The 24104-nt window shown below is 57.5% G+C and carries 21 protein-coding genes and 2 tRNA genes; 15 read left to right on the forward strand and 8 right to left on the reverse strand.

The genetic code is table 11. The features are described 5' to 3' along the window. Positions 1–93: 93 nt before the first annotated feature. Complete coding sequence (gene cydC, locus AC1P02_RS11550; protein WP_404293700.1) at positions 94–1839, reverse strand: heme ABC transporter ATP-binding protein/permease CydC; 1746 nt, start codon at positions 1837–1839, stop codon at positions 94–96. Further along, complete coding sequence (gene cydD, locus AC1P02_RS11555) at positions 1832–3601, reverse strand: heme ABC transporter permease/ATP-binding protein CydD (protein ID WP_339021151.1); 1770 nt, start codon at positions 3599–3601, stop codon at positions 1832–1834. Before cydD ends, cydC begins: the two co-directional genes overlap by 8 nt. A 201-nt stretch (positions 3602–3802) precedes the next feature. Here cydD and AC1P02_RS11560 point away from each other — a divergent pair. Both AC1P02_RS11560 and AC1P02_RS11565 read left to right on the forward strand, forming a co-directional pair. Continuing rightward, a tRNA-Gly gene (locus AC1P02_RS11560) sits at positions 3803–3876 on the forward strand. Positions 3877–3975: 99 nt separating this feature from the next. Next, positions 3976–4050 (forward strand) — tRNA-Gly (locus AC1P02_RS11565). Between the two features lie 132 nt (positions 4051–4182). Here the strand turns inward: AC1P02_RS11565 and arcA are convergent. Further along, positions 4183–4902 (reverse strand): two-component system response regulator ArcA, encoded by a 720-nt coding sequence (arcA, locus tag AC1P02_RS11570; RefSeq protein WP_005312398.1) that lies wholly within the window; start codon positions 4900–4902, stop codon positions 4183–4185. A 376-nt stretch (positions 4903–5278) separates the two neighbouring features. On the opposite strand from arcA, the gene AC1P02_RS11575 reads away from it, so the two are divergent. Both AC1P02_RS11575 and AC1P02_RS11580 read left to right on the forward strand, forming a co-directional pair. Continuing rightward, the gene (locus AC1P02_RS11575) at positions 5279–5695 is read left to right on the forward strand and encodes a DUF3293 domain-containing protein (protein ID WP_485182252.1); all 417 of its coding nucleotides are present in this window, start codon (positions 5279–5281) and stop codon (positions 5693–5695) included. A 42-nt stretch (positions 5696–5737) separates the two neighbouring features. Then, positions 5738–6217: a putative 4-hydroxy-4-methyl-2-oxoglutarate aldolase gene (locus AC1P02_RS11580; protein ID WP_485185447.1), complete on the forward strand. Its 480-nt coding sequence runs from the start codon at positions 5738–5740 to the stop codon at positions 6215–6217. 4 nt (positions 6218–6221) lie between these two features. Here the strand turns inward: AC1P02_RS11580 and AC1P02_RS11585 are convergent, their stop codons facing one another. Beyond that, positions 6222–6698 (reverse strand): hypothetical protein, encoded by a 477-nt coding sequence (locus AC1P02_RS11585; RefSeq protein ID WP_058395661.1) that lies wholly within the window; start codon positions 6696–6698, stop codon positions 6222–6224. Between the two features lie 172 nt (positions 6699–6870). Here AC1P02_RS11585 and AC1P02_RS11590 point away from each other — a divergent pair, with 172 nt between their 5' ends. After that, complete coding sequence (locus tag AC1P02_RS11590; protein ID WP_485182253.1) at positions 6871–7269, forward strand: META domain-containing protein; 399 nt, start codon at positions 6871–6873, stop codon at positions 7267–7269. Positions 7270–7439: 170 nt separating this feature from the next. Here AC1P02_RS11590 and aceK read toward each other — a convergent pair whose 3' ends face one another. Further along, entirely contained in the window at positions 7440–9167 is a 1728-nt protein-coding gene (aceK, locus tag AC1P02_RS11595; RefSeq protein WP_485182254.1) for a bifunctional isocitrate dehydrogenase kinase/phosphatase, read from the reverse strand. 266 nt (positions 9168–9433) lie between these two features. On the opposite strand from aceK, the gene AC1P02_RS11600 reads away from it, so the two are divergent. The 6 genes from AC1P02_RS11600 to AC1P02_RS11625 all read left to right on the forward strand — a co-directional run bounded on the left by AC1P02_RS11600 (position 9434) and on the right by AC1P02_RS11625 (position 16988). Continuing rightward, the gene (locus AC1P02_RS11600) at positions 9434–10126 is read left to right on the forward strand and encodes a tRNA/rRNA methyltransferase (RefSeq protein ID WP_005312418.1); all 693 of its coding nucleotides are present in this window, start codon (positions 9434–9436) and stop codon (positions 10124–10126) included. Positions 10127–10376: 250 nt separating this feature from the next. Beyond that, entirely contained in the window at positions 10377–12869 is a 2493-nt protein-coding gene (gene thrA, locus AC1P02_RS11605) for a bifunctional aspartate kinase/homoserine dehydrogenase I (RefSeq protein ID WP_485182255.1), read from the forward strand. A gap of 40 nt (positions 12870–12909) precedes the next feature. Continuing rightward, positions 12910–13878 (forward strand): homoserine kinase, encoded by a 969-nt coding sequence (gene thrB, locus AC1P02_RS11610; protein WP_485185448.1) that lies wholly within the window; start codon positions 12910–12912, stop codon positions 13876–13878. Then, positions 13875–15149: a threonine synthase gene (gene thrC, locus AC1P02_RS11615; protein ID WP_485182256.1), complete on the forward strand. Its 1275-nt coding sequence runs from the start codon at positions 13875–13877 to the stop codon at positions 15147–15149. Before thrB ends, thrC begins: the two co-directional genes overlap by 4 nt. A gap of 94 nt (positions 15150–15243) precedes the next feature. Then, positions 15244–15660, forward strand: a complete 417-nt coding sequence (locus tag AC1P02_RS11620) for a YybH family protein (RefSeq protein WP_485182257.1) — start codon at positions 15244–15246, stop codon at positions 15658–15660. 377 nt (positions 15661–16037) lie between these two features. Next, the gene (locus AC1P02_RS11625; protein WP_485182258.1) at positions 16038–16988 is read left to right on the forward strand and encodes a transposase; all 951 of its coding nucleotides are present in this window, start codon (positions 16038–16040) and stop codon (positions 16986–16988) included. 1037 nt (positions 16989–18025) lie between these two features. Here the strand turns inward: AC1P02_RS11625 and AC1P02_RS11630 are convergent. Both AC1P02_RS11630 and AC1P02_RS11635 read right to left on the reverse strand, forming a co-directional pair. Beyond that, positions 18026–18916 (reverse strand): hypothetical protein, encoded by an 891-nt coding sequence (locus tag AC1P02_RS11630; protein ID WP_485182259.1) that lies wholly within the window; start codon positions 18914–18916, stop codon positions 18026–18028. 11 nt (positions 18917–18927) lie between these two features. Further along, positions 18928–19215 (reverse strand): hypothetical protein, encoded by a 288-nt coding sequence (locus tag AC1P02_RS11635; protein ID WP_485182260.1) that lies wholly within the window; start codon positions 19213–19215, stop codon positions 18928–18930. 523 nt (positions 19216–19738) lie between these two features. Here AC1P02_RS11635 and AC1P02_RS11640 point away from each other — a divergent pair. From AC1P02_RS11640 to tsgA, 4 genes are all read left to right on the forward strand, one after another. Then, positions 19739–20113 (forward strand): hypothetical protein, encoded by a 375-nt coding sequence (locus AC1P02_RS11640; RefSeq protein ID WP_485182261.1) that lies wholly within the window; start codon positions 19739–19741, stop codon positions 20111–20113. Positions 20114–20339: 226 nt separating this feature from the next. Next, positions 20340–20921: a DUF1349 domain-containing protein gene (locus tag AC1P02_RS11645; protein WP_485182262.1), complete on the forward strand. Its 582-nt coding sequence runs from the start codon at positions 20340–20342 to the stop codon at positions 20919–20921. A gap of 330 nt (positions 20922–21251) precedes the next feature. Next, the gene (gene deoD / locus AC1P02_RS11650; protein WP_485182263.1) at positions 21252–21953 is read left to right on the forward strand and encodes a purine-nucleoside phosphorylase; all 702 of its coding nucleotides are present in this window, start codon (positions 21252–21254) and stop codon (positions 21951–21953) included. 54 nt (positions 21954–22007) lie between these two features. Beyond that, the gene (tsgA, locus tag AC1P02_RS11655) at positions 22008–23171 is read left to right on the forward strand and encodes an MFS transporter TsgA (RefSeq protein ID WP_485182265.1); all 1164 of its coding nucleotides are present in this window, start codon (positions 22008–22010) and stop codon (positions 23169–23171) included. Positions 23172–23280: 109 nt separating this feature from the next. On the opposite strand, the gene AC1P02_RS11660 is transcribed toward tsgA, so the two are convergent. Next, positions 23281–23958: a Crp/Fnr family transcriptional regulator gene (locus AC1P02_RS11660; RefSeq protein ID WP_485182266.1), complete on the reverse strand. Its 678-nt coding sequence runs from the start codon at positions 23956–23958 to the stop codon at positions 23281–23283. Positions 23959–24104 lie beyond the last annotated feature (146 nt).

Genomic DNA, 24104 nt, shown 5'->3' on the forward strand with positions numbered 1-24104 from the left:
TGTGAAGACGAGGTGTGACGGGGATCAGACAGGCTCCGCTGGCCTGTCTTAAAGGAGAGCGGTGTCCGCAGACGTATCCTCCCTCTTTCATTCTCAAGCCGGTGTCAGCCGCTCATAGAGGCTGCGATAGTAGTCGTCAGCCAGCAGATCATAATGAGGCGCACACAGTCGGATCTGCCCCTCTTCCATCAGGGCAATACGGTCCATCTGCTCCAGCCCCAGCAAGCGGTGGGAGATGAGCAGCAGGGTGCGATCCGCCCCCAGCTTGAACAGCAGATCCATGATCTCCCGCTCGGTCTGGCTGTCGAGGCCCTCGGTCGGTTCATCCAGCAGCCAGAGCGGTGCATCGTGCAACAGGGCACGGGCGATACCGATACGGCGTCGCTCACCACCCGAGAGGGGGCGACCGCCATCTCCGAGCCAGGCATTCAACCCGGTATCGCTGTGGCCCGCCTCATCCTCCAGCAGATGTGCCAGACCGACCTGGCTCAGCACCTCGGTCAGCTGCTCATCGCCGGCCCCGGGGGCGGCCAGTTTCAGGTTGTCACGCAAGGTGGCGGCAAACAGATGAACCCGCTGGCTCACCACAGAGAGAGACGCGCGCAGCGCCCCTTCGCTGTAGTCAGTCAACGGCTTGCCATCGAGCAGGATCTTGCCCGCCTGCGGGCTCCATTCACGGGTCAGCAATCCCATCAGGGTGGACTTGCCGCAGCCGGTCTGGCCCAGCAGAGTCAGTTTCTCACCCGCCTGCAGTTGCAGGGTACAGCCACGCAGCACGGGATGCGGGTTGCCGGGATAGCCGAAATAGAGATCGCTTATCTGCAAGACGCCCTCTTTGGCATGCTGCTGCTCGTTCCCCCACTCGGGGGCCTTGGCCTCCTGCAGGATCTCGTTGAGGCGGCGAGCCGAAGTGAGGCTGGTGGAGAGGTGCTGGAAAGCCCCCGCCAGCGGCAGCAGGGCCTCGAAACTCGCCAGGGTGGCGAACACCATCAGCGCCGTGATGGGGTCAGGCGCCGCGCCTGCCACACCATGACCGGCCAGCCAGAGCATCAGGGTGAGTGTCCAGCCGCTCAAGAGCTGCACGCTGGCATTGGCCAGTCCGCTCACCCTGGCCATACGGGCCTGTGCCGTCAGCAGGGCCTGTTCCGCCTGTTGCAGCTCGGTGAGCGCCTTGGGGGCTGCGGCAAACATCTGCAGTTCGGCCTGACCGTCCAGATAGTCCACCATACGGGTGCGCATGGACGATTTCTCCGCTATCAGCGCCTGACCGGGCTGGCGACCGAGGTAATAGAAGACCAGCGGTAGGGCAATCATGCCAAACAGCAGTATGGCGCCCAGAGTCAGGGCGAGGCCGCCATCAAAGAAGGAGAGGAATATGACCAGTCCGGTGCAACTGAGCAGGGCCGCGCCTATGGGAGTGACCAGCCGCAGATAGACGTGATCCATCGCATCGATGTCGGCCACCAGCCGGTTGAGCAGATCCGCCTGACGAAAACCGGCCAGGGTGCCGGTGGAGAGTGGCGAGAGCTTTTGCCAGAACCAGACTCGCAGCCGGGTCAGTACCCGGAAGGTAGCGTCATGGCTCACCACCCGCTCACCCCAACGACCTGCGGTGCGGATGATGGAGAAGAAACGCACCCCGCCAGCCGGTGTCATGTAGTTGAAGGTATCGCGGCTGGCGACCGCCATTCCCGCCACTGCCGCGGCGGAAAGGAACCAGCCGGAGAGGGACAAGAGCCCCATCCCGGCCACCAGGGTGACCAGTGCCAGCAGCAGTCCCAGCGAGAGACTCAGCCAGTGCTGACGATAGAGGCGCAGAAACGGCAATAGATCAGTCATCGAGAGAACTCCCGGAACGATGGGACAACAGATGGGCGAAAGCCCCCTGGGCCTGGCTCAGTTGCTGGAAGCTGCCTTGCTCCACCAGTTGGCCACGGGCCAGCACCAAGATGTTATCCATCTTGGTGAGTTCATCCAGGCGGTGAGTGATCATCAGCAGGGTTTGACCTGCCGTCGCCTGTTCCAGCGTGGTCATGATGGCGCGCTCCGAGTGGCGATCCAGGCTGGCGGTGGGTTCATCCAGTACCATCAGCTGAGTCGATTTGAGCAGGGTGCGTGCCAGTGCGAGACGCTGTGCCTGACCGACCGAGAGACCGCCGGCCTGATCACCGACCGGATAGTCGAGTCCCTTCTCCATGACAAACTCCCAGGCTTGAGCCCGCTTTAGAGCATCTTCCAGCTCGGCGTCGCTGGCAGATGGCTTGGCCAGCAGCAGGTTGTCGCGCAAGGAGGCGTGAAACAGCTGGGGATTCTGGGAGAGCCAGCCCAGTTGCAGTCGCCACTGACTCATGTCGAGACTGGCAAGCTCCTGCCCGTTGACCTTGAGCTCACCACGATAGGGGGCAAAGCCGAGCAGGGCATTGACCAGCGAGCTCTTGCCCGCGCCGCTGATCCCGATCAGTGCCGTGCGTGAACCGGCTGCCAGCGTGAAGTCGATGGGGCCGACCAGCACCTTGCCTTCGGCGCTCAGCACCTCCAAGGCACGGGCTTCTACCTTGACTGGGCTGTCGACATGAAAGGAGGCATTGCCGGAGGCGGGCTCGCTGACCTCGGCTTCGAGGAATTCCAGCAACTGTTCGGCCGCACCTATGGCTTGCGCCTTGGCATGGTAGTGAGCGCCCAGCTCGCGCAGCGGAGCATAGAACTCGGGGGCGAGGAACAGCACGAACAGGCCGGTAAACAGGGTGACCTTGGTGCCATAGTGGCCAAAATTCAGATGATCTATGTAGGAAAAGCCAAAGTAGACCGCGACCAGCGCCACCGAGAGGGCGGCGAAGAACTCCAGCACGGCGGTACTCAGAAACGCCAGACGGAGCACCTCCATGGTTCGCTCGCGAAAATCTTCCGACGCGTCGCGAATGGCGTCACCCTCCGCTCGGGTGCGCATGAAGAGTTGCAGGGTACGCAAGCCCTTGAGGCGATCGAGAAAGTGGCCGGAGAGACGGGCCAGTGCCTGGAAGTTGCGGCGGTTGGCATCGGCGGCGCCCACACCCACCAGGATCATGAAGAAGGGAATGAGGGGGGCTGTGCCCAGCAGGATCAGGCCAGCCGCCCAGTTGACCGGGAACACGGCCACCAGGATCACCAGCGGAATAAAGACGGCAATGGCCATCTGCGGCAGATAGCGGGAGAAGAAATCCTGCATATTTTCAATCTGTTCCAGCAAGAGGCTGGCCCAGCTACCGGCAGGGCGGCGTTGTATATAGGCAGGGCCGAGACGGCTGAGGCGAGTGAGGACCAGCTCGCGAATGGCCTGGCGCACAGCGCTGCCCGCCTTGAAACTGGCAACCTCGCGGCCATAGGCCAAAGCGGCCTTGGTCAGGGTGACCAGCAGCAGGGTAATAAAGAGAGGAATGGATTGCTCCGGGGTTGCCCCCTCGATGATGAAGCCATGCAACAGGGTCGCCAGCAGCCAGGCCTGGGCGACCATCAAGATGCCCTGGCCAAGGCCAAAGCCGATGGAGAGACCGATCCAGCGTCGGCCGTGGCTCGATTGGTTGCGCAACCAGCCATAAAGACGTTTTTGAGTTTTTTTATCCATTACCACCATCCTCGCGTCGAGTGGCGCAAGACTATCCTCGCCCCTCAGGCTTGGCAACCTTGTAAATTTCTGGTGTTGAAAATGTTTGATGGAAAAAACAGCTTGCTGCTCATTAGTTGGTCGAACAGCTTGATTTATGGTAAAAAACACCATTGCGGTGATTGCGCTCAGCGGCAAAATGCATATAGTAGAGGCCCTGACGCGGGTGTAGTTCAATGGTAGAACGGTAGCTTCCCAAGCTGCATACGTGGGTTCGATTCCCATCACCCGCTCCAAATTTAGATGCAAAGCCTGCATCAATGCGGTAACTGCACAAGCCTACAGGCTGATTGCAAGGGGTTGAACTCCCGTTTCGCACTTGATTTTGATGTCCTGCGGGCATCGTATAATGGCTATTACCTCAGCCTTCCAAGCTGATGATGCGGGTTCGATTCCCGCTGCCCGCTCCAGCTTTCATGCAAAAAGCCCACTCCTGCGAGTGGGCTTTTTGTTTTGTGTTTGCGCTGGATGATGGCAAACATCAGGCAGAGAAAAGGCGCCATGGGCGCCTCGTAAACTCACTCTGCAATGACGAAAGGGGCTTATTCCTGCTCCAGCTCGCCACAGAAACGGTAGCCTTCGCCATGGATGGTGGCGATGATTTCAGGTGTGTCGTTGACGCTCTCGAAGTGCTTGCGAATGCGGCGGATGGTGACATCCACAGTGCGGTCATGGGGCTTGAGCTCACGACCTGTCATCTTCTTGAGCAGTTCTGCACGGGTCTGGATCTGGCCCGGGTTTTCGCAGAAGTGCAGCATGGCACGGAATTCTGAACGGGGCAGCTTGAACATGTCGCCAGCCGGGCTGACCAGTGCGCGGCTGTTGATGTCCAGTGCCCAGCCGTTGAACAGGTAGCGCTCAACCAGCTTCTTCTCTTCGCCGCCGGCGGCCACATTCATGGTGCGGCTCAGCAGATTGCGGGCACGAATGGTCAATTCACGGGGATTGAACGGCTTGGTGATGTAATCATCGGCGCCGATTTCCAGACCCAGGATCTTGTCCACTTCATTGTCACGACCGGTCAGGAACATCAGGGCGATGTTGTCATCTTCACGCAGCTCGCGCGCCAGCAGCAGGCCATTTTTGCCTGGCAGGTTGATGTCCATGATCACCAGATTGATGGTGTGGGCAGTGAGGGCTTGATGCATTTCGTCGCCATTATTGGCCTCGAGTACAACATAGCCTTCGGCCTCGAAGATGCTTTTCAGGGTATTGCGGGTGACCAGTTCGTCTTCGACGATCAGAATGTGTGGTGTTTGCATGAGTATTCCCAGATTCTTATCAGTTAGTTATCTAAATTTTAACACTCTTTGGCGTTACCCGACCGGTCCTGAAAATTTATTACGTCATCCTGGGTATGAATGTCAGGTCGGATTATCGCGAATTTGGCATCAGCGTCGGCAAACATCCCTGTGCCACACGTGGGCTCTCAACAAGTCTGATCGAGAGAAGCCTGGAAAGGTAGTCCATTACAAAAGTGGCTGCATTTTATCAGTTAACAGGCGCATAACAACACTCTTTGCCGTCAGATAGCAACTTTTTAACTCTGGATTGATATAGGTCAAACCCTGAGTTCACAGCATGATACTTGGGGTTACCCCCATTTTCGCCCTTATAAAATGTAATGGAATGTAACATGTGGTTGACATGATTTTGTGGGAAAACTACAAAAAAATTTGTTTTATTGCACCATTTTTGGCACCTCAATGGCCTGTTTACGCCATTGTGACGGCCTGGAATCCTGCCAGCCGCGAGGTAGGAATGCGTCGCAATACACGCTGTCAGCGCGCCCTGTGGCGAGCTATCGCCGCGTCTCCCACCATGATGGCGCTGGGGCCATTGTGGGGCAGTGCTCCTGATGCAAGTTGGCGTGAATCATCGCTGGCGCTGGCTTCTTCTCGTGGTGAGGCCATCGGTTTGGCAGCTCGTTTCGGCCAGAACGCCATCTATTGGGTGGAGCAGGGCGAGCTCTGGTTGCAGCCCGTGCTGATGAAAGGCGAACCACTCCATTTGGGTAAAATTGAATCCCACTGGATTGTCAGATCAACAGCTTGATGAAAGAATGAGCGAATTCATGTCCATGGAAGGAAGCTTATGATGCTGGATCTACTGCCCGACCTCTGCGATCAATACGGTGATGCCCTGCAAGTCGCCGATCCACTGTTTCACGATTTTGGTGGCAAGCCGCTGTTTTATGGCCAGGCGGTCACGCTTTCCTGTTATGAAGACAACAGCCTGGTGCGAGAGCTGGTCAACCGTCCCGGTCAGGGGAGGGTGATGGTGATTGATGGCGGCGGCTCGTTGCGCCGTGCTTTGCTCGGCGATCAGCTGGCCATCAAGGCGGCGGAGCAGGGTTGGGAGGGAATAGTGATCTTTGGCGCTGTGCGCGATGTGGGGACACTGGCAACCCTGGCGCTGGGAGTCAAGGCGTTGGCAGCTTGCCCGGTCAAAACAGAGAAGCTGGGTAAGGGAGAGCTGGATGCCGTGGTGTCGTTTGCCGGTGTGACCATACATCCGGGTGACTATGTTTACGCCGACCTCAACGGCGTACTGGTCAGTGCCACCCGGCTTATCTGATCGGTCAGAAGTTGAAGCCTACGCCCAGGCTGAGGGAGTGCTCAGTACTGAATGCACTCACGCCGTAGTTGGCCGTGATGGCAAGCTGTGGTGTGAGCAGCAGGCTGGTGTTGAGCTCCAGCAGTGTGCTGGCCTTGTGCACTTCCAGCTGTTTGAGCTGACTGCCGATGTTCAATGTGGGGGAGAACTGGTAGCGCACCCCCGAGCTCAGGTTGTAGCCGGACTGTTCGCTGTGCGGGCCTATGGCCGGGCCTGCTTCCATGTAGAGACTGACGTCATCCATGATCGGATATTGATAGCCGGTGTTGATGAGCCAGAGGTCGAAACTGTCGCTGTGATGAGTCTGGCTGTCGAGCAGCACGCCTGAGTAGCTTTTGACGTAGAGCTGGCTGTCAGCCTCGCTCTTGAGGAAATCCCAGTCGGCGGCCTGAGCGTTGAGGCTTAAGCATGAAACCAGTGTGACGATGAGTGATTTAACCATTCTTTTCCCCTCCCTGGGTCCGGAACAGGAATACAAGCATGGCACATGCCAGTTGGTAGTAAAGGGAACGGAGATCACAATAAAAGAGTTTTAATCTGCCTCGGTCTCGTGATAAACAGGCCACCATCATCACGTTCCTTCCCCTATTTCGCTTATATCAAGAGGTGAACCCATGAACAAGAAACTGACCCTGCTGGCCGCATTGGCTCTGGGAGGCTGCGCCATGACCACTGGTTCCAATCTGGCTGCGCTGCAAGCGTCTACCTGGCAACTGCAAGGTGCGAGCGATGATACCTTCACCCTGCAAGTAGCGGGTGACAAGGTGGCGGGCAAGGGCGGCTGCAACCGCTATTTTGGCGGTATCACCCAGCAGGGTGACGGCGTATTGACGCTGGGTGCCATGGGCTCGACCCGCATGATGTGCCCGGGTGATCTGGCGGGCAAAGAGATGATCTATCTGCAGCAACTGGAGAAGGTGGCGACCTTCAAGGTAAGCGGCAAGCAGCTGGTGCTGAGCGATGCCAACAAGGTTGCACTGCTCACTTTCGATGCCATGCCTGTGGCCAAATAACTGATATTTCTGTCAGGGGTTGTCGTAGCGTGAGCCGGCAGCTGCCATCAAAAAGGGACGCAACGGCGTCCCTTTTCAATACTGCGCCATAGCGTTGTGGCAAGACTCCCGGCTCTGCCGTCGCAAGATGCATTGCATCCCAAGTTGGCAGCAAGGCGAGGCTCGCCTCTTCATCCCCCTCGCTGAAACTTGAAGCGCTTCTTGCGTCGATAGGGATAGACATCCTCGAACACCCCCACCTTGATGTTGCTCTGCAGCATCTTCCAGTAGTTGGCGTCGAACATCTCCTTGTGCAGCTGCATCATGATCTCCCGCACCTGGGGCTTTTGCAGCAGGAAGGTGGCGAACTCCTCGGGGAAGATGTCGTTGGGGGCCACCGAATACCAGGGTTCGGCGCTCCATTCATCTTCCGGGTAGCGCGGTGGCGGGATCTGGCGGAAGTTGCACTCCGTCATGTAGCAGATCTCGTCGTAGTCGTAGAACACCACCCGGCCGTGGCGGGTGACGCCGAAGTTCTTGAACAGCATGTCTCCCGGGAAGATGTTGGCCGCCGCCAGCTGCTTGATGGCGTTGCCGTACTCCTCCAGCGCGAGCCGGGTCTGCTGCTCGTCCGCCTTGTCCAGATAGAGGTTGAGCGGGATCATCTTGCGCTCTGTGTAGAGGTGCTTGATCACCAGCTTGTCACTGGTGATGGTAAGCGCCGAGGGCGCCACCGTCTTGAGCTCTGCCAGCAGCTCGGGCGAGATGCGATCCAGGGGAAACTCGAAGTTGGTGAACTCCTGGGTATCGGCCATGCGGCCCACCCGATCGTGTTGTTTTACCAGTCGGTATTTCGCCCGCACCTGCTCGTGACTCACATCCTTAGGGGGGGTGAACTCGTCTTTTATCACCTTGAACACAACGTCGTATGAGGGGAGGGTGAACACGCTCATCACCATCCCCTTGATGCCGGGGGCGATGACAAATTGTTCCCGGCTCTGGGCCAGGTGTTGCTGGTAGTGACGATAGAGCTCAGTCTTGCCGTGCTTCTGGCAGCCGATGGCGTTGTAGATCTCATAATCAGGCTTGTGGGGCATGATCTGGCGCAGAAACACCACAAACAGCGCCGGCACAGGGGCGTAGACCATGAAGTAGGCGCGGGCGAAGCCGAACACGATGGAGGCCAGCTCCGGCTCGAAGATGACGGTATCCACATAGATGCTCTGGCCTGTGCTGAGCAGCGGCAGAATGAAGGGGAACACCTGCCCCTTCACCCGAATAAGTCCCACCAGATAGGCGCCCTTGTTGCGGTAGAACACCTCTTTGAGCAGCTCGATGGCGAAGGGCTCTTCATGCAGGATCTGCGGGCCGTTCTCGGCAAGATGGCGGTGGATGTCGACAATGTCGCGCTGCTTGTCTTCATAGGGGAGGGTGAAGCTGTAATCCCCCAGCATCTGGCTCAGGGTCTGGGGCAGATGGGTGAGGTCAGTGCGATAGACCCGCAGCAGGGCGCTCAAGTCGGGATGCTCACCCCGGCTGCGAAACGGATGGATGTAGAGGTTCTCGTCGCGGATGTTGCGATGGCGGAAGATGCGGCGATAGACGGAGTTGAAGAAGGACTCCGCCACTTCGAAGTTGTCACAACGGGGCAGCAGATCACTGAAGGCGCCTTTTACCCGTTTGAGCAGCTCCTGAGTGGCGTGATGCTCCCCCATCATCTGCTTGATCAGGGCCGTGGTGGCGCCGACGTGGTGATCATAGAGGCGAATGCGCTCGCGTCCGGCCAGCTGTACTCCCAGCCAGTCACTGTTTTCGAAGCGGCTCTTGCTGCCCTGGGTTATTTCGAGAAACCGGCTGTAAAACGACTCGAAGCGTTGCAAGATCGTCTCGGCGACGGTCTGTTCCAATGGCTGCTGCATCTCTCTCTTCCTTGTGATGTGTCGGCCGGTATGGCGGCTGAGTCCGGGGCTGGTCTGTCGTCCTGTCCTTGCCCTGCAAGCGCTCAATCACTCACGGCATTCATGCCGGGAATGGCTGGCAGTTTGTTCACACGTCTGGCTACTATGGCAACATTCAAACATCTGTTCAAGTGGCAATTTTGGGGGATAAACGGTAGATTGCGCCCCTGTTTTGCCGACGGTTTGCAGCCTGTTTCAGATGTCGGCCCAGCCCAAGAGGAAACCCAATGAAGCTCTATTTTGTACTGGTGGCACCTGCCCGGGCACCCAATGTCGGGGCCGCTGCCCGCGCCATGAAAACCATGGGCTTCGATGCCATGCGACTGGTGGCGAGCCGGGTACACGAAGAGGAAGAGGCGAGTTGGGTGGCCCATGGGGCGCAGGAGATTTTGACCCAGGCCGAGGCGTTCGACACCTTGCCAGAGGCACTGGCCGACATGGATCTGGTGATCGCCACCACGGCCCGTCAGCGCGGCCGTTATCAGCACTACCTCACGCCGGGGGAAATTCGCGATCAAATCCGTGCCAAGCCGTCTCTCAACAAAGTCGCCATCGTGTTTGGCTGTGAAGAGTCAGGCCTTTCCAATGAGCAGCTGGCCCATGCGGATTTGCTGAGCTATCTGCCCCTCAAGGTGAGCTACCCGTCCCTGAACCTGGGGCAGGCGATCATGCTGTATGCCTACGAGATGAGCCAGTTGCTGGATGAGCCACAAGCAGTAGCAGAAAATTTTGATAGCGTCGGACAGGTTCGCGTACTGAAACACAAAACAGCAGAAATACTTGGTGAACTCGGAGTTTCGCAGGATGAAAAACTGCATCAATGGGTGATGGACCGGGTGCCCATGCTGCCACAGCGGGATTTGAACATGCTGCATCTGCTCTGCAAAGACCTTGCTCGCCGATTTGGCAAAGAGGTTTAAGTTGACAGCCCGGCGCCCGGCGCGGTATTGCTAAAAGCCAGCTTCGTTCAAGAGTGTTCGTCATGCAGTTATTCACCAACGTCATCACCACCACCATTATTACCGGTACCACCACAGGTGGCACTGGGGCCGGTTGATGCGCTGACGAACAAGCACAGAAATCAGAAAAGGCCCGTACCCACCCAGTACGGGCCTTTTTGTTGGATTGGTTTTTAGATTGAAATTCATAGATTTACAGGGAGAGAAAGCGATGAGAGTGTTGAAGTTTGGCGGGTCGTCACTGGCCGATGCAGAGCGTTTTTTACGGGTAGCGGATATCGCGGTCAATACCCACGGCCAATCCCAGGTTGCCCTGGTGTTGTCGGCACCGGCCAAGGTGACCAATCATCTGGTCGCCCTGGTGGAGCAGACCAGTCGCGGCATGGATGCCAGTTCCACCCTGTTTGAAATCAACGGCATCTTCTCCCGCCTGCTGGCCGGGTTGAAGGCGGCCTATCCGGCGCTGGATGACAAGGCGCTGCTGGCCCGTCTCACTGCCGAGCTGGATCAGGTCGAGCGGCTGATGCAGGGCATTCGTCTGCTGGGCCTCTGCCCGGACAACGTGCAGGCCCGCATCCTGAGCCGTGGGGAGAACCTCTCCATTGCCTTCATGCACGAGTTGCTGCGGGTGCGTGGCCTCGAGCTGGATATCATAGTGCCGGAGCAACTGCTGGTCACCGACGGCGGTTATCTGGAAGCCCATGTCGACATCGAAGCCTCCCGCCTGCGCTTTGCCGCCAAGGGGCTGCGTCCAGCTGTAGAGGGGCAGGGCCCCGCTGGAAAAGAGTCATGCCTGCACCTGATGCCGGGCTTCACCGGTGGCAGCGACAAGGGTGAAACCGTGTTGCTGGGGCGCAATGGCTCGGATTACTCCGCCGCCGTACTGGCCGCCTGTGTCGATGCAGAATGCTGCGAGATCTGGACCGACGTGGAAGGTTGCTACAACTGCGACCCTCGTCTGGTGCCGGACGCCTACCTGCTCAAGACCCTCTCCTATAAAGAGGCGATGGAGCTCTCCTATTTTGGCGCCAAGGTGCTGCACCCGAAAACCATCGCCCCCGTGGCCCAGTTCCACATTCCCTGCCTCATCAAGAACAGCTTCAACCCGCAGGGGCCGGGCACCTTGATCGGCGTCGAGCAGGGGGATGATGACCTGAAAGTGAAGGCCATCTCGGATCTCTCCGGCATGTGCATGTTCAACGTCTCCGGCCCTGGCATGAAGGGCATGGTGGGCATGGCCGGCCGCATCTTCTCTGCCGTCTCCCGCGCCGGGGTCAGTATCGTCCTCATCACCCAGTCATCGAGCGAGTACAGCGTCAGCTTCTGTATCCACAGCTATGACCAGGAGAAGACCCGCAAGGTGCTGGAGCGGGAGTTCGAGCTCGAATTCAAAAACCAGCTGCTGGAGCCACTGGATATCATCAGCGATCTGGCGATCATCTCCCTCATCGGTGACGGCATGCGCACCAGCAAGGGGATGGCAGCCCGCTTCTTCACCTCCCTGGCGCAAGCTTCCATCAATATCGTCGCCATCGCGCAGGGCTCGAGCGAGCGCTCCATCTCCGCCGTGGTGCGGGATCGCAAGGTGGCGGAAGCCATCAAGGCCTGTCACCAGAACTTCTTCGGCAGCCAGCAGTTCATCGACCTCTTTGTGGTCGGTGTCGGTGGCGTCGGCGCGGCCCTGGTGGATCAGATTGCCCGCCAGCAACCGGTATTGGCCGAGCAGGGCACAGGTCTGCGGGTGGTAGGCATCGCCAACAGCCGCCAGATGGCGGTCAACAAGGATGGGTTGGCGCTGGCAAACTGGCGTGAACAGCTGGTGGAAGCCCGTGACAGCTTCAGCCTGGAAGCGGTGCAAAAGCTGGTGGAAGAGAGCCACCTCATCAACCCGGTGATCGTCGATTGCACCTCCTCCGAAGCTATTGCAGTGCAGTACGCCGATTTCCTGGCCGCCGGTTTCCATGTGGTCACCCCGAACAAGAAGGCCAACACAGGGTCGCTCGATTACTACAAGGCGCTGCGCCGCACCGCCCGCCAGACTCGCCGCAAGTTCCTGTACGAAACCAACGTGGGCGCTGGCCTGCCGGTTATCGAGAACCTGCAGAACCTGATCAAGGCCGGTGACAAGCTGCGCGCCTTTGATGGCGTGCTGTCCGGGTCGCTCTCCTTTATCTTTGGCAAGCTGGATGAGGGCATGGCCTTCTCCGAGGCGACCAAAATCGCTCGCGGCAACGGCTTTACCGAGCCGGATCCCCGCGACGATCTCAACGGCATGGATGTGGCGCGCAAGCTGCTGATCCTGGCTCGCGAAGCCGGCATGGCGCTGGAGCTTTCCGATGTGGAAGTGGAGCAGGCGCTGCCCCCTGGCTTTGATGTGAGCGGCGATGTGGAGTCCTTTATGGCTCGTCTGCCGGAAGCCGATGGCTGGTTCCGCGATCAGTTCGCCCTGGCTCAGAGCGAGGGCAAGGTGCTGCGCTACGTGGGTTCCATCGAGGGTGGCAAGTGCAAGGTCGCCATCAAGGCGGTCGGTGCCGACGAGCCCCTGTTCAAGGTGAAAGACGGGGAGAACGCGCTCGCCTTCTTCTCCACCTACTACCAGCCGATCCCGCTGGTGCTGCGCGGCTATGGCGCCGGTACCGAAGTGACTGCCGCCGGCGTCTTTGCCGACGTGCTGCGCACCCAGAACTGGAAGCAGGAGTTGTAACATGAGTTCAGCGATGAACCCCGATTTTGAACAAGATGCCATGGCGCAGGGCGGCAGCGTGGTCGCCTATGCCCCGGCCTCCAGCGCCAATCTGAGCGTGGGCTTTGACGTACTGGGGGCGGCGCTCGCCCCCGTGGATGGCTCCCTGCTGGGGGATCGCGTCCAGGTAAAGGCTGCTGATGTGGCGTTTGCCCTCTCCTCCGTGGGCCGCTATGCCCACAAGCTGCCGGATGATCCCAAGAAGAACATCCTCTATGACTGCTGGGTCGCCTATGGGGAGGCCCTGGAGAAGCGCGGCCTGACCCTCAAGCCGCTGGCGATGGTGCTGGAGAAGAACCTGCCGGTGGGATCCGGTCTGGGCTCCAGCGCCTGCAGCGTGGTGGCGGCACTGGAAGGGCTCAACGCCTTCCACGGTGAGCCGCTTGATGAGCACGACCTGCTGCTGCTGATGGGGGAGATGGAAGGCAAGATCTCCGGCTCGGTCCACTACGACAATGTGGCGCCCTGCTATCTCGGCGGTATGCAGCTGGTGCTCGAAGAGCACGGCGTCATCAGCCAGGGCATTCCGGTGTTTGACGAGTGGTACTGGGTGGTCTGCTACCCGGGCACAGTGGTTTCCACCGCCGCCGCCCGCGCCATACTGCCGGCCCAGTATCGCCGCCAGGATTGCCTCACCTATGGCCGCCGCCTGGCGGCCTTCGTGCATGCCAGTTACACAGGGCAGGAGGGGCTGGCGGCGAGCGTGCTCAAAGACGTGATTGCCGAACCCTACCGCGCGGCGCTTATCGAAGGTTTCAACGAGGTGCGAGCCCAGGCGGCTCAGAACGGGGCCCTGGCCACCGGCATCTCCGGCTCAGGCCCCAGCGTCTTCGTGGTGATGAAGGATCTGGCCCAGGCCGAGCGCATGAAGGATTGGATGGACGCACATTTTGTGCAGAACGAAGATGGATTTGCCCGGGTCTGCAAACTGGACATGGCCGGGGCACGGGTAACAGGAAGCGAGCTATGAATCTTTACAATATCAAGGACAAGAGTGAACAGGTGAGCTTCGCGCAGGCGGTGCGTCAGGGGCTGGGTCGCGATCAGGGGCTCTTCTTCCCCGAAGTGATCGCGCCGCTGGCCGATGTGGATGCCCTGCTGGATTTGCCGCTGGCCGAACGTTCTGCCCACATCATCAGCCACCTGCTGGGGGACGAAGTGCCCGCCGCCAAGGTAAGCGAGCTGATCAATGCCGCCTTCACCTTCCCGGCACCGCTGGTCAAATTGAAAGATGGCACTTATGCCCTTGAGCTGTTCCACGGCCCGACCCTGGCATTCAAGGACTTTGGCGGTCGCTTTATGGCCCAGTGCCTGGCTGCGTTCAGAACAAATGACAAGATCACCATCTTGACCGCTACCTCCGGCGACACTGGCGCCGCCGTGGCCCACGCCTTCTACGGGCTGGAGGGGATTGAAGTGGTGATCCTCTATCCCAAGGGCAAGATCAGCCCGCTGCAGGAGAAGCTCTTCTGCACCCTCGGCGGCAACATCCGCACCATCGCCATCGATGGCGACTTCGATGCCTGTCAGGCGCTGGTCAAAGATGCCTTCGATGACGAAGGGCTCAAGACCGCCATCGGCCTGAACTCCGCCAACTCCATCAACATCAGCCGCCTGCTGGCCCAGGTCTGCTACTACTTCGAGGCGGTGGCCCAGTTGTCCAAGGCCGACCGCGCCAAGGTAGTCATCAGCGTGCCGTCCGGCAACTTTGGCAACCTCACCGCGGGCCTGATTGCCAAGGCGCTGGGGCTGCCGGTGAAGCGCTTTATCGCCGCCACCAACGCCAACGACACAGTGCCGCGCTACCTGAAATCCGGTCAGTGGGAGCCACACCAGACAGTGGCGACTCTGTCGAATGCTATGGATGTCAGCCGCCCCAACAACTGGCCACGAGTAGAAGAGCTCTGCCGCCGCGAAGGCTGGGCGCTGGAAACGCTGGGCTCCGGCATGCGTGACGACGCCCAGACCCGCGATGCGCTCAAGCGTCTGCACCAGCTGGATTACCTGTGCGAGCCCCACGGCGCCATTGCCTGGGACCTGCTGAACGAGCAGCTTGCCGAGGACGAAGTAGGGGTGTTCCTCTGCACCGCCCATCCGGCCAAGTTCAAGGAGTCGGTGGACGAGATCCTGAATCTCGATGTGCCGCTGCCCGGCCCGCTTGCCAAGCACGCCGAGCTGCCGCTGCTGTCACACAACCTGCCAGCGGAGTTTGCTCGCCTAAGGGCCTTCCTGCTCGGTTAAGTTGATTGCCAATCCCCCGACCTCGGGGGATTTTTCTATCCGTTGCTTTCTATCTGTGACAGGGCGGGCAAGCCGCCCCATATAAGGAGTGAAGATGAGTCAGCATCCCCTTCGAACTCTCATCGAGACCTGCGATGCCGCCATCTCCCGGCGCGATTTCGACGCCTTGATGGCCTTCTACGCCGAGGATGCAGGCCTAGTGGTCAAGCCCGGCATGGTGGTGCGCGGCATTCCCGGCATCCGCCGCGCCTTCACTGCGATCTCGGATTACTTTCAGGGGCAGCTCAAGGTGGAGCAGGGCGCCATGGAGGTGATCGAGGGGGCCGACAATGCCTTGGTGATCATGGAGACCCGGCTCAATTACCCGGATGGTCAGGGGGGCCTGACTGATGAAACCCGCCGCGCCACCTATGTGTTTCGCAAAGAAACCGATGGGCAGTGGCGCTGCACCATAGACAACTCCTACGGCACTGCGCTGCTGGCAGCGGTGGACCCCACGTCTTCTGCCTGAGCGCTCATCAGGGGCCATCGCAGAGTGAGGGCTAGTACAAGCCCCCGAATGGCAGGCTATCAATAAGCTGCTGAACGACAAGCGCTTGTCAGAGGTTACTAGGGGTCAGCGCTGATCTGATGCACGTTTTTCCCGCCATAACGGCGGCATGCAGAAAAATAAAAATCGTGGGAAAAACCCGCTGAGACTTTCAAATTGGGACACCAGACTTTCAAATTGGGAGACTTTCAAATTGGGACACCCACCTTTTTGACCAAATCTTTCAAATTGGGACACCCACCTTTTTGACATCTTTCAAATTGGGACACCCACCTTTTTGACAACAGCATAGCGCTGTACTTGGCTTGAGATGAGAGGTCACTGTCGAGGGGGGAGCCATGACTATTGCCCGTTCACGTCAAATCAGTCTGCAGGATACGCCTTACTACCATGTGGTCAGCCGCTGTGTGCGGCGGGCTTTTCTGTGCGGGGAAGATGCCCATTCCGGTCAGAGTTACGAGCACAGGCGCCAGTGGGTAGTCGACAAGTTAGGGCAACTGTCGCGGCTATTTGCCATCAGCGTCTGTGCTTATGCGGTGATGAGCAACCACTATCACTTAGTGCTCAAGGTGGAGCAGGATACCGCCTCCAGCTGGAGCGAGTGGGAGGTGGCCAAGCGCTGGGCTGCGCTGTTCCAATGGCCGTTGTTGGTACGGCGCTGGTATCAAGGGGAATCCTTGATTGAGCCCGAACTTATGGTGGTGCAGCAACTGATAGAGGAATGGCGGGAGCGGCTTTATTCCATCAGCTGGTTTGTGCGGCTGCTCAATGAAACCCTGGCACGGCAGGCCAATCGGGAAGATGGCTGCAAGGGCCATTTCTGGGAAGGGCGCTTCAAAAGTCAGGCACTGCTCACCGAGTCAGCCCTTCTGGCCTGCATGGCGTATGTGGACCTCAACCCGATACGGGCTGGATTGGCCGACCGGCCCGAGCAGAGTGATTACACCAGTATCAAACAGCGTCTCGAGAAAGATCCCGGCACCGATGTTTTGCCACCACTATTGCTGCCGTTTGCCAGTAAGTTCGAACCTGACGGCCTGCCCTATACCTTGTCTGACTATCTGATGCTGGTTGACTGGACCGGCCGTGCAATTCGGACCGACAAGCGGGGTTATATTCCGGCCCACATGGCTCCAATTTTGGTACGGTTGGGCCTTGATGGTACCCGATGGCTGAAACAGGTGACCCTGTTTAGGCGACAAGGGATTCGAGTTGTGGGAGATAAGGCGCATTGTCGGCAGTTCGCCCACCACTGTGGTCAACAACGATGTCATCAGCCACTGGAATAATTCGGTAAGTTCCGTACCCCCTATTTTTGACATCTTTTCCGATGTGATGAATTGCCACGCCAGCACCAGCGTTTTGCCAGGTCAAAGCTAATTTTTTGCCCCATGTTAACCTTTTTTCTTCGTTAGCTTTTGTGATGGTAAAAATAGCCAGCTGAGGGGCGGCTGGCTCAGAAATATGGGTGTCCTAATTTCGCTGGCTGGTGTCCTACTTTCGCTGAATGGCAGCCATAAAAAATCCTCCGATATCGGGGGGTTTTTGTTTTCTGTGTTGAGGTCGAGAGCAACCAGAAATCGGGAGCAAGTTATTCCACTGCCGTTTTTTCATAGCTGACAAGTGGCACTATCTTGGTGACAAGGGATCTGCGTAGAGGGAGACTGGGCGCATTACCAGCAGTTCGCCCACCACTGTGGTCAACAACGCTGTCACCAGCCACCATACTAATCCGCTAGACCCTATTTTATCCCTGTTTTTGGCATGTGTTCCGGTGTCAGGTATTGCAACGTTTGCACAAGCGATCTGTCAGGTAAAGCTGCTTGCTTGCCCAATTTTTACTGTTTTCTTGGGAGCAGCATTCATTATTGTAGAGATAGCCAGCCGAGCACGAGCAGTGGCTGGTTCAGAAAGGTGGGTGTCCTAAATTTCCGTGTCCTAAATTTCCTGGCCAAGCTGCCGCTGCTCTCCCATAACCTGTCAGCGGAGTTTGCCCGGTTAAGGGAGTTTCTGGTGGCTTGAGCCTTTGCCGCAAGCTAACCGATAGAAATAAAAATCCCCCGGTAACGGGGGGGGGGTAATAGGGAAAGGCGGCGCTAGCTATCTTTTATTAAGGTAGCCTACTACCGGGATCTTTTCTTCTGGTCTTTCACGATCCCGATTTTGGGTATTTAGTGGGAGTATTGGCTATGGGGGGATAACTAGATCTGTACATACAGTTTATATAATTAGTAGTTCTTCGTGTTCTATAGTTGCTTTTGGCGTAACTATCATCCCATTAAAAACACCATGTTTTCTAATCCCTATGGCTGGAGAGCCGATGTTGTCACAGTACCCCCCCTCCTTTATTGTCACTTTTAGCTGAGATGTAGAAATCCCCTTGTTGAAAGATATAATCACTTGCAGATAACTGCGTTTCATATCCAGTTTCCAAATCTATTATTTGAGTAATTGATTGTTTTTGTGAAATTGAACCAATCGGGAATGTCACTTTATACCAGTCAGCACCTGCCATTTTTAAAGCAAAATCTGCGGATGCCTCTATTTTAATACAGTGATTAATTAGAGAGTTATTATGTTGATCCCTAACATAACTTGGCTGGTAACATATTATACAATCAACGATGTTATCTTCTTTATTAACAAGTTCTTTTACTTGGTCTGCAATAAAGTCGTAATCTGCATTAACATGAACTCTGATAAAAACAATTCGTGATGTTTTAGCATCTTTGTTCGTGTGTTTTTTTATGTTCCCTATAGCATCATGAATTCTCCTGATATATCGCTTGTACTCTGATTCTGGTGGAGGGCAGAAAACTTGAACTAGATCAGATGGTAGAGTTTCCGAGGTGGTATAATTATCATTGGGAAGATTGAAAGTGCTGATCTTGATATACTCATCAAAACTATTAGGTATTATTGCAGATGAAAGATCATATTTTTTAACGCTTGCTATGATTTCTTCGAAGTCATTATCATCTATATTTCGCGTTGCTACGACTCTTAATCCTAAGTTAACCTTTAAGATCTTTAGTTTTGCTATCCAATTTTTTCTCAGTTTTCTAGAGCTTTGTTGGAATTTTTTCTGTGGTTCTGATGCATCAATGTTTTTAATGGAAATTAAATGCTCTATTTCATTAGGAAACGTGACGGAGAAGTCATATCCAGGTGCTCCTATTTTAGCTGGTGTTAGGGTTGAATGATGAAGGCCAAACATTCCTAGGAAAATTATTTCTGTAAAAAAACCATGTGAGGAGCTTTCTGATTCTCTTTATTCTTTATCGAAATGTTTAATATGCATGAACCAAGAATATATAGCTCAACTGTTGCTAGTCTATCCTGACGCATCCAAAGCTTTGGTAGTCTGTGCTTCTTATTGCATTTTAAACAACCCTCACCAAAATGCTCAATTATTGCTTCTAATGCTTTTTTAGCACTATCTTCACTACCCAGGTTTTCTAAATTGCGTCCTTCAATCATTTTATATTCACCTATTTTTCTCTTTTTTATATTCATCCATATTGATTTATGGAAACTTATAAAATTCGATAAACCATTATCACGTATGTTGGCTTCGCTGCGCTCAGCGCCAACCTAAGAAATGCATCAATTACTGTGCAAATAAAATGCTACCGCCCGTGGATTACAGCTTCCAAAATGCTCCATTAACCAACGAGGGCTGCTGCCCATCGCAGCAATTGGCACCGGATGGCTATGTTAAGCCAATCGAATCTGGTCTCACCAGTCACAAATTGACGTAACTATCAGGAAGATCTGCGTTTTATGCGCCAGCTCAACAAATCGCACTGACCGAGAGCCGGATTCCCATGGCCCTTGATTTTATTGGGGTTGGTGGGCGTGGGGGGAATAGGGTGGCGTGCTTGCCGTTGGAGAAGGCTGGTTGGGGGCAATCCCGCTCTGCCAATCGGCGCTATAGTGCGGGCGATGGTTGCCCGGCTTCCTGCCGCTCTGGCTGGCGGTGCGGGGGATCTGCGGCAACAATCAGCTGTTGCAAACACATCACAATAAGGAACGTCATATGAAGCGTATTGCCATCCTGTTCGGCCTGTTTTGTACCGGCGCGTTGCTGACCAGCACGGCGTTTGCCCAGGACTCTGCCCAGTTGCAGTGCGAGGCGCAGGCCGCAGCCAAGAAGCTGAACGGCGCCGCCAAAAACAGCTTTATCCAGAAGTGCGTGAAAACCGGCGCGGCCACCGACAAGACAGCTCAGTGCGAGAAGGCGGCCGCTGACAAGAAGCTGGCTGGCGCCGCCAAAAACAGCTTTATCCAGAAGTGCGTGAAAACCGGCGCGGCCACCGACAAGACAGCTCAGTGCGAGAAGGCGGCCGCTGACAAGAAGCTGGCGGGCGCGGCCAAGAACAGCTTTGTCCAGAAGTGCGTCAAATCGGCATAAGCCGACAGGTCGACAGTGCATGCTAGCGGGGGCCATCAGGCCCCCGTGCTTTTTGGGGAGGACTGATGGCGCTGGGCACTAGGCTTGTATCGGGGCGGCAATGGCGACACTATTGACTCCTTTTATGGGTTCCGCAGAGGCGCAGCCATAACCTGTCGTTACTGGACGAGGCGTTGGCGAGTCGCATTTGTGCGGGATTTCGCGGGATAAAAGGGAGCAGAGCAGGATGATGGAAGGGACGGCGTGGCGCTGGCTCAATGAACCGGCCCAGTGGCACCAGACAGACGACGGTTTGCAGGTGGTAACGGACAAGCAGACCGATTTTTGGCGCAGCACCTGGTATGGCTTCGAGCGCCACAGCGGGCATCTCTATGGCTGCGAGGTGGTGGGGGAGTTTACCTTTCAGGTCTGCGTCGAGGGGGAGTTCACCACTCTCTACGATCAGGCTGGGCTGATGCTGCTGCAAGACGACGAGCACTGGCTCAAAGCGGGGATCGAGTACAACGATGCCCAGCCGATGATCGGCAGCGTGCTCACCAATCCGTGCTCTGACTGGGCCACCGGTATTTTCACCGGCAATCCGCGCCGCTTCTGGCTGCGGTTGACCCGGTTGGCAGATTGCCTGCGTTTGCAATACTCCACCGATGGCAAGGTGTGGCCGCTGCTGCGCCTCGCACCGTTCCCGCCAAGCGAGCGCTGCTTTATCGGGGTGATGTGCTGCACCCCGGAGCGGCAGGGGCTGTCGGTGCGTTTTTCGGATCTGCGCCTAACGCCTCCTCTTGGCAAGGCGCTGCATGACCTGAGCTAGGCCAGCGTTTGTTGGCGCAGTGAAAGCGTCAACCGGCAGAACCAACAATGTCATCGGCCCGTTGCGTCAGTAGCAGGGTCTATCGAGCGGGAGGGCAGTCGCCCTCCCGCTTTTTTATGCCGATTGCCCGGCGCGTCAGGAATGGCGGGTGACTGTGATGGGCAAGCCGTAGCAAGCAACGTCGAAAGCATGCGGCACGCAACGTAGCAGACAACAAGTTGCCGGAACTGGGATCTCGATCGGGGCAACAGGACTTTTGTCCTGCAAGGGGCGAGGGGGCGGGGGCTAGGATGCGCTCATCCACACGAGTCAAACTGGAGCACAACCATAATGACCGCTCATATCAATGCCAACCCGGGCGATTTCGCCGAGACCGTCATCATGCCGGGGGATCCGCTGCGGGCCCGCTATATCGCTGAGACCTTTCTGACCGATGCGCGCGAGGTGACCAATGTGCGCAATATGCTGGGCTACACCGGCTACTACAACGGCCAGCGTATCTCTGTGATGGGCCACGGCATGGGGATCCCCTCCATGGTGCTCTATGCCCACGAACTGGTGAACGACTTCGGGGTCAAGCGGATCATCCGTATCGGCAGTCTGGGGGCGACCCAGCGCCACGTGCAGATGCGTGACGTCATTCTGGCGCAGGCGGCAGGCACCGATTCCCCGACCAATGCCAAGCGCAGCGCCGGTTACCAGATGGCGACTTCGGCCGATTTCGCCCTGCTGCACAAGGCGTTTACCAAGGCGCAGGAGAAGGTCATTCCGGTCAAGGTGGGCAATATCTTCACCGGCGACCTCTATTACGATCCGGACGAAAACCTCATTCCGGCGCTGGAGAAGTTCGGCGTGCTCGGCATCGACATGGAGGTGGCCGGTCTCTACGGGCTGGCCCATCAGCAGGGGATAGAGGCGCTCGCCATCCTGACCGTCTCCGACCACTGCCTGACCGGTGAAGAGACCACTGCCGAGGAGCGGCAACTCTCCTTCAATCAGATGATCGAGCTGGCGCTGCATACCGCGCTGTAAGCGCAGCCGCACCGCCAACCCTGCACGCACCCTGACCCCTATGAGAGATCCAATATGAACAATAAGCTCTCCCTCACTGCCATCAGCTTCCTGGCCAACTTCGTGATGGCCGGTTTTGCGACCCAGTTCGGCATGCTGATCGAACCCATCGCCGCCAAGTTCGGCGCCGACGTCAATCAGGTGGCCTCCATCTTCTCCCTGCTCAACGGCGGGGCGTTGGCGGGCACCATTGCCGCCTTCTTCCTCATCGAGAAGGTGGGTCTCAAGCGGATGACGCTGCTCTGCTACGGCCTGATCGCGCTGGCGGCGGCCTCGCTCCATCTGACCGGTTCCCTCTATGTGGTGATGGCGGCCATGACGGTGATTGGCCTGTGTGGCGGGGTGGGGCTCTGCATTGCGGGAACCCTGGTGGTGAGCGTCTGGAAGGCGCGGATGCAGAGCACCATGCTGGTGGTGCAGGATGCCACCTTCAACGTGGCCGGGGTGGTCTTTCCGCTCATCACCACCTACACCCTGACCCACGCCATGGCGTGGAGCTGGAGCTATCTGGCGGTGGGCGTGGTGGCGCTGGCCACCATGCTGGTGGCTGTGCTGACGAACTTCAGGGCCTGCGAGGCGGGCGGCGAGAGCGCCGGTAACGAGCACTCCGAGTGGAACCTCGGCATCATCAGCGGCGGGGTGGGGCTATTTCTCGGCATGCTGGCGCTTTACACCTTCCTCACCTGGGCGCCCATGTTCGTGAAGAACAAGTTCGGCATTCCCTTCGAGGAAGCGGGCAACATCATTACCCAGTACTGGACGGCTGCCCTGCTCGGCGCCCTGGTCTCGACCGCTATCGTGACCCGCATTCCAATCCGCACCTTTCTCTTGGTGATCATTACCCTGGCGATGGGGATGACGACCTTGATCGTTACCACCGACAACCTGAGCCAGCTGCCTTACCTCACCTATGGTTACGGCTTTGTCTGCGCGGCCCTCTACAACGCCTTTATCGCCTACGGGGTGTCGTTTGTGCGCCAGGCATCGAGCAAGAACGTCTCCTATATCCTTATCAGCGGCAGCGCCGGGGCCATGTTCAGCCCGGCCATCAGCGCCCTGCTGGAGCAGGTGATTGGCTTGCAGGCGGTGATGTACGCTATCCCGCTGATCTACGGCCTGATCCTCGCCATGCTGGTGGCCTCGCTGCGGATGGTGCAGCCGCAGCCTTGTATGGCCTGATGTAGGGATTGAATAGCAGGAGGGGCGGTTTGGACCGCCCCTCTTTTATTTTGTGTTGGGCTGGGTGGTTATGGCTGTGCTCTTTTGCCCAAGGCTGCGCCTGCTTTGCTTACGGTTGTTCGAGAAACCCCTTGAGCCCCGCCAGATCCCGGATCTGCAACCCTTGCTCGCCGCGCGCCACCAGCCCCTTGTCCATCAGCTCTTTCACCGCCCGCCGGTAGACGCGGTCCGTGGTGCCGAAGCGCTCCGCTTCCTGATACCCCTTGCTGAAACCACTCACCGGATTGTCATGGCTGTGGCTGTGATAGAGGTCGAGGGCAATGTTGTAGCTGATGGGGTAGAGCATGCGGCAGGTGAAGATATCCACCGTGTCCTGATAGTCGATGGCAATCGCAGTGGCGAAGAAGAGCGCCACCTTGGGATGGGCGACCAGCGCCTGCTCCAGCCGTTCGCCGTCGATGCGAGCTACTTCGAGCGGCTCCTCGGCCATGATGTCGAGCTGGCAGCGATAGCCGGTAAAGAACTCCATCTCGCCAAACAGCTGGTTGTCGCACTCCAGGGTGCCGAGCTGAAAGCGGCGGCCGTTCATGGCGGTGTGGCCCATGGCAATGCGGCCGTTTGGCACCAGCACCAGATCCCGCAACGGCTCCCCCTGACGCATCAGGGGCTCCCCCTCGGAAATAAGGCGCCGCTCCGTGATGCAGGATTCGACCACCTGTTTGATCAGATCGTGGCTGGCCTGCCAGTGGGGCTGAAAGCGGCCCTTGAGAAGGGGTTTGAGTTGCATGAAGTGCGCGCGCCTGCTGAAAACAAGCGGCTATTACACACGCTTGTGCCCTGATACTCCAGCCCTTGATGCCACTGCACTTGCGTGCTGAGCTCCCACGCTGTCGAGCTTGCATTCGATGCTGCGTTTAGCCAACGGCTTAGGTG

The organism is Aeromonas sp. TS_SC_11, from assembly GCF_057318915.1.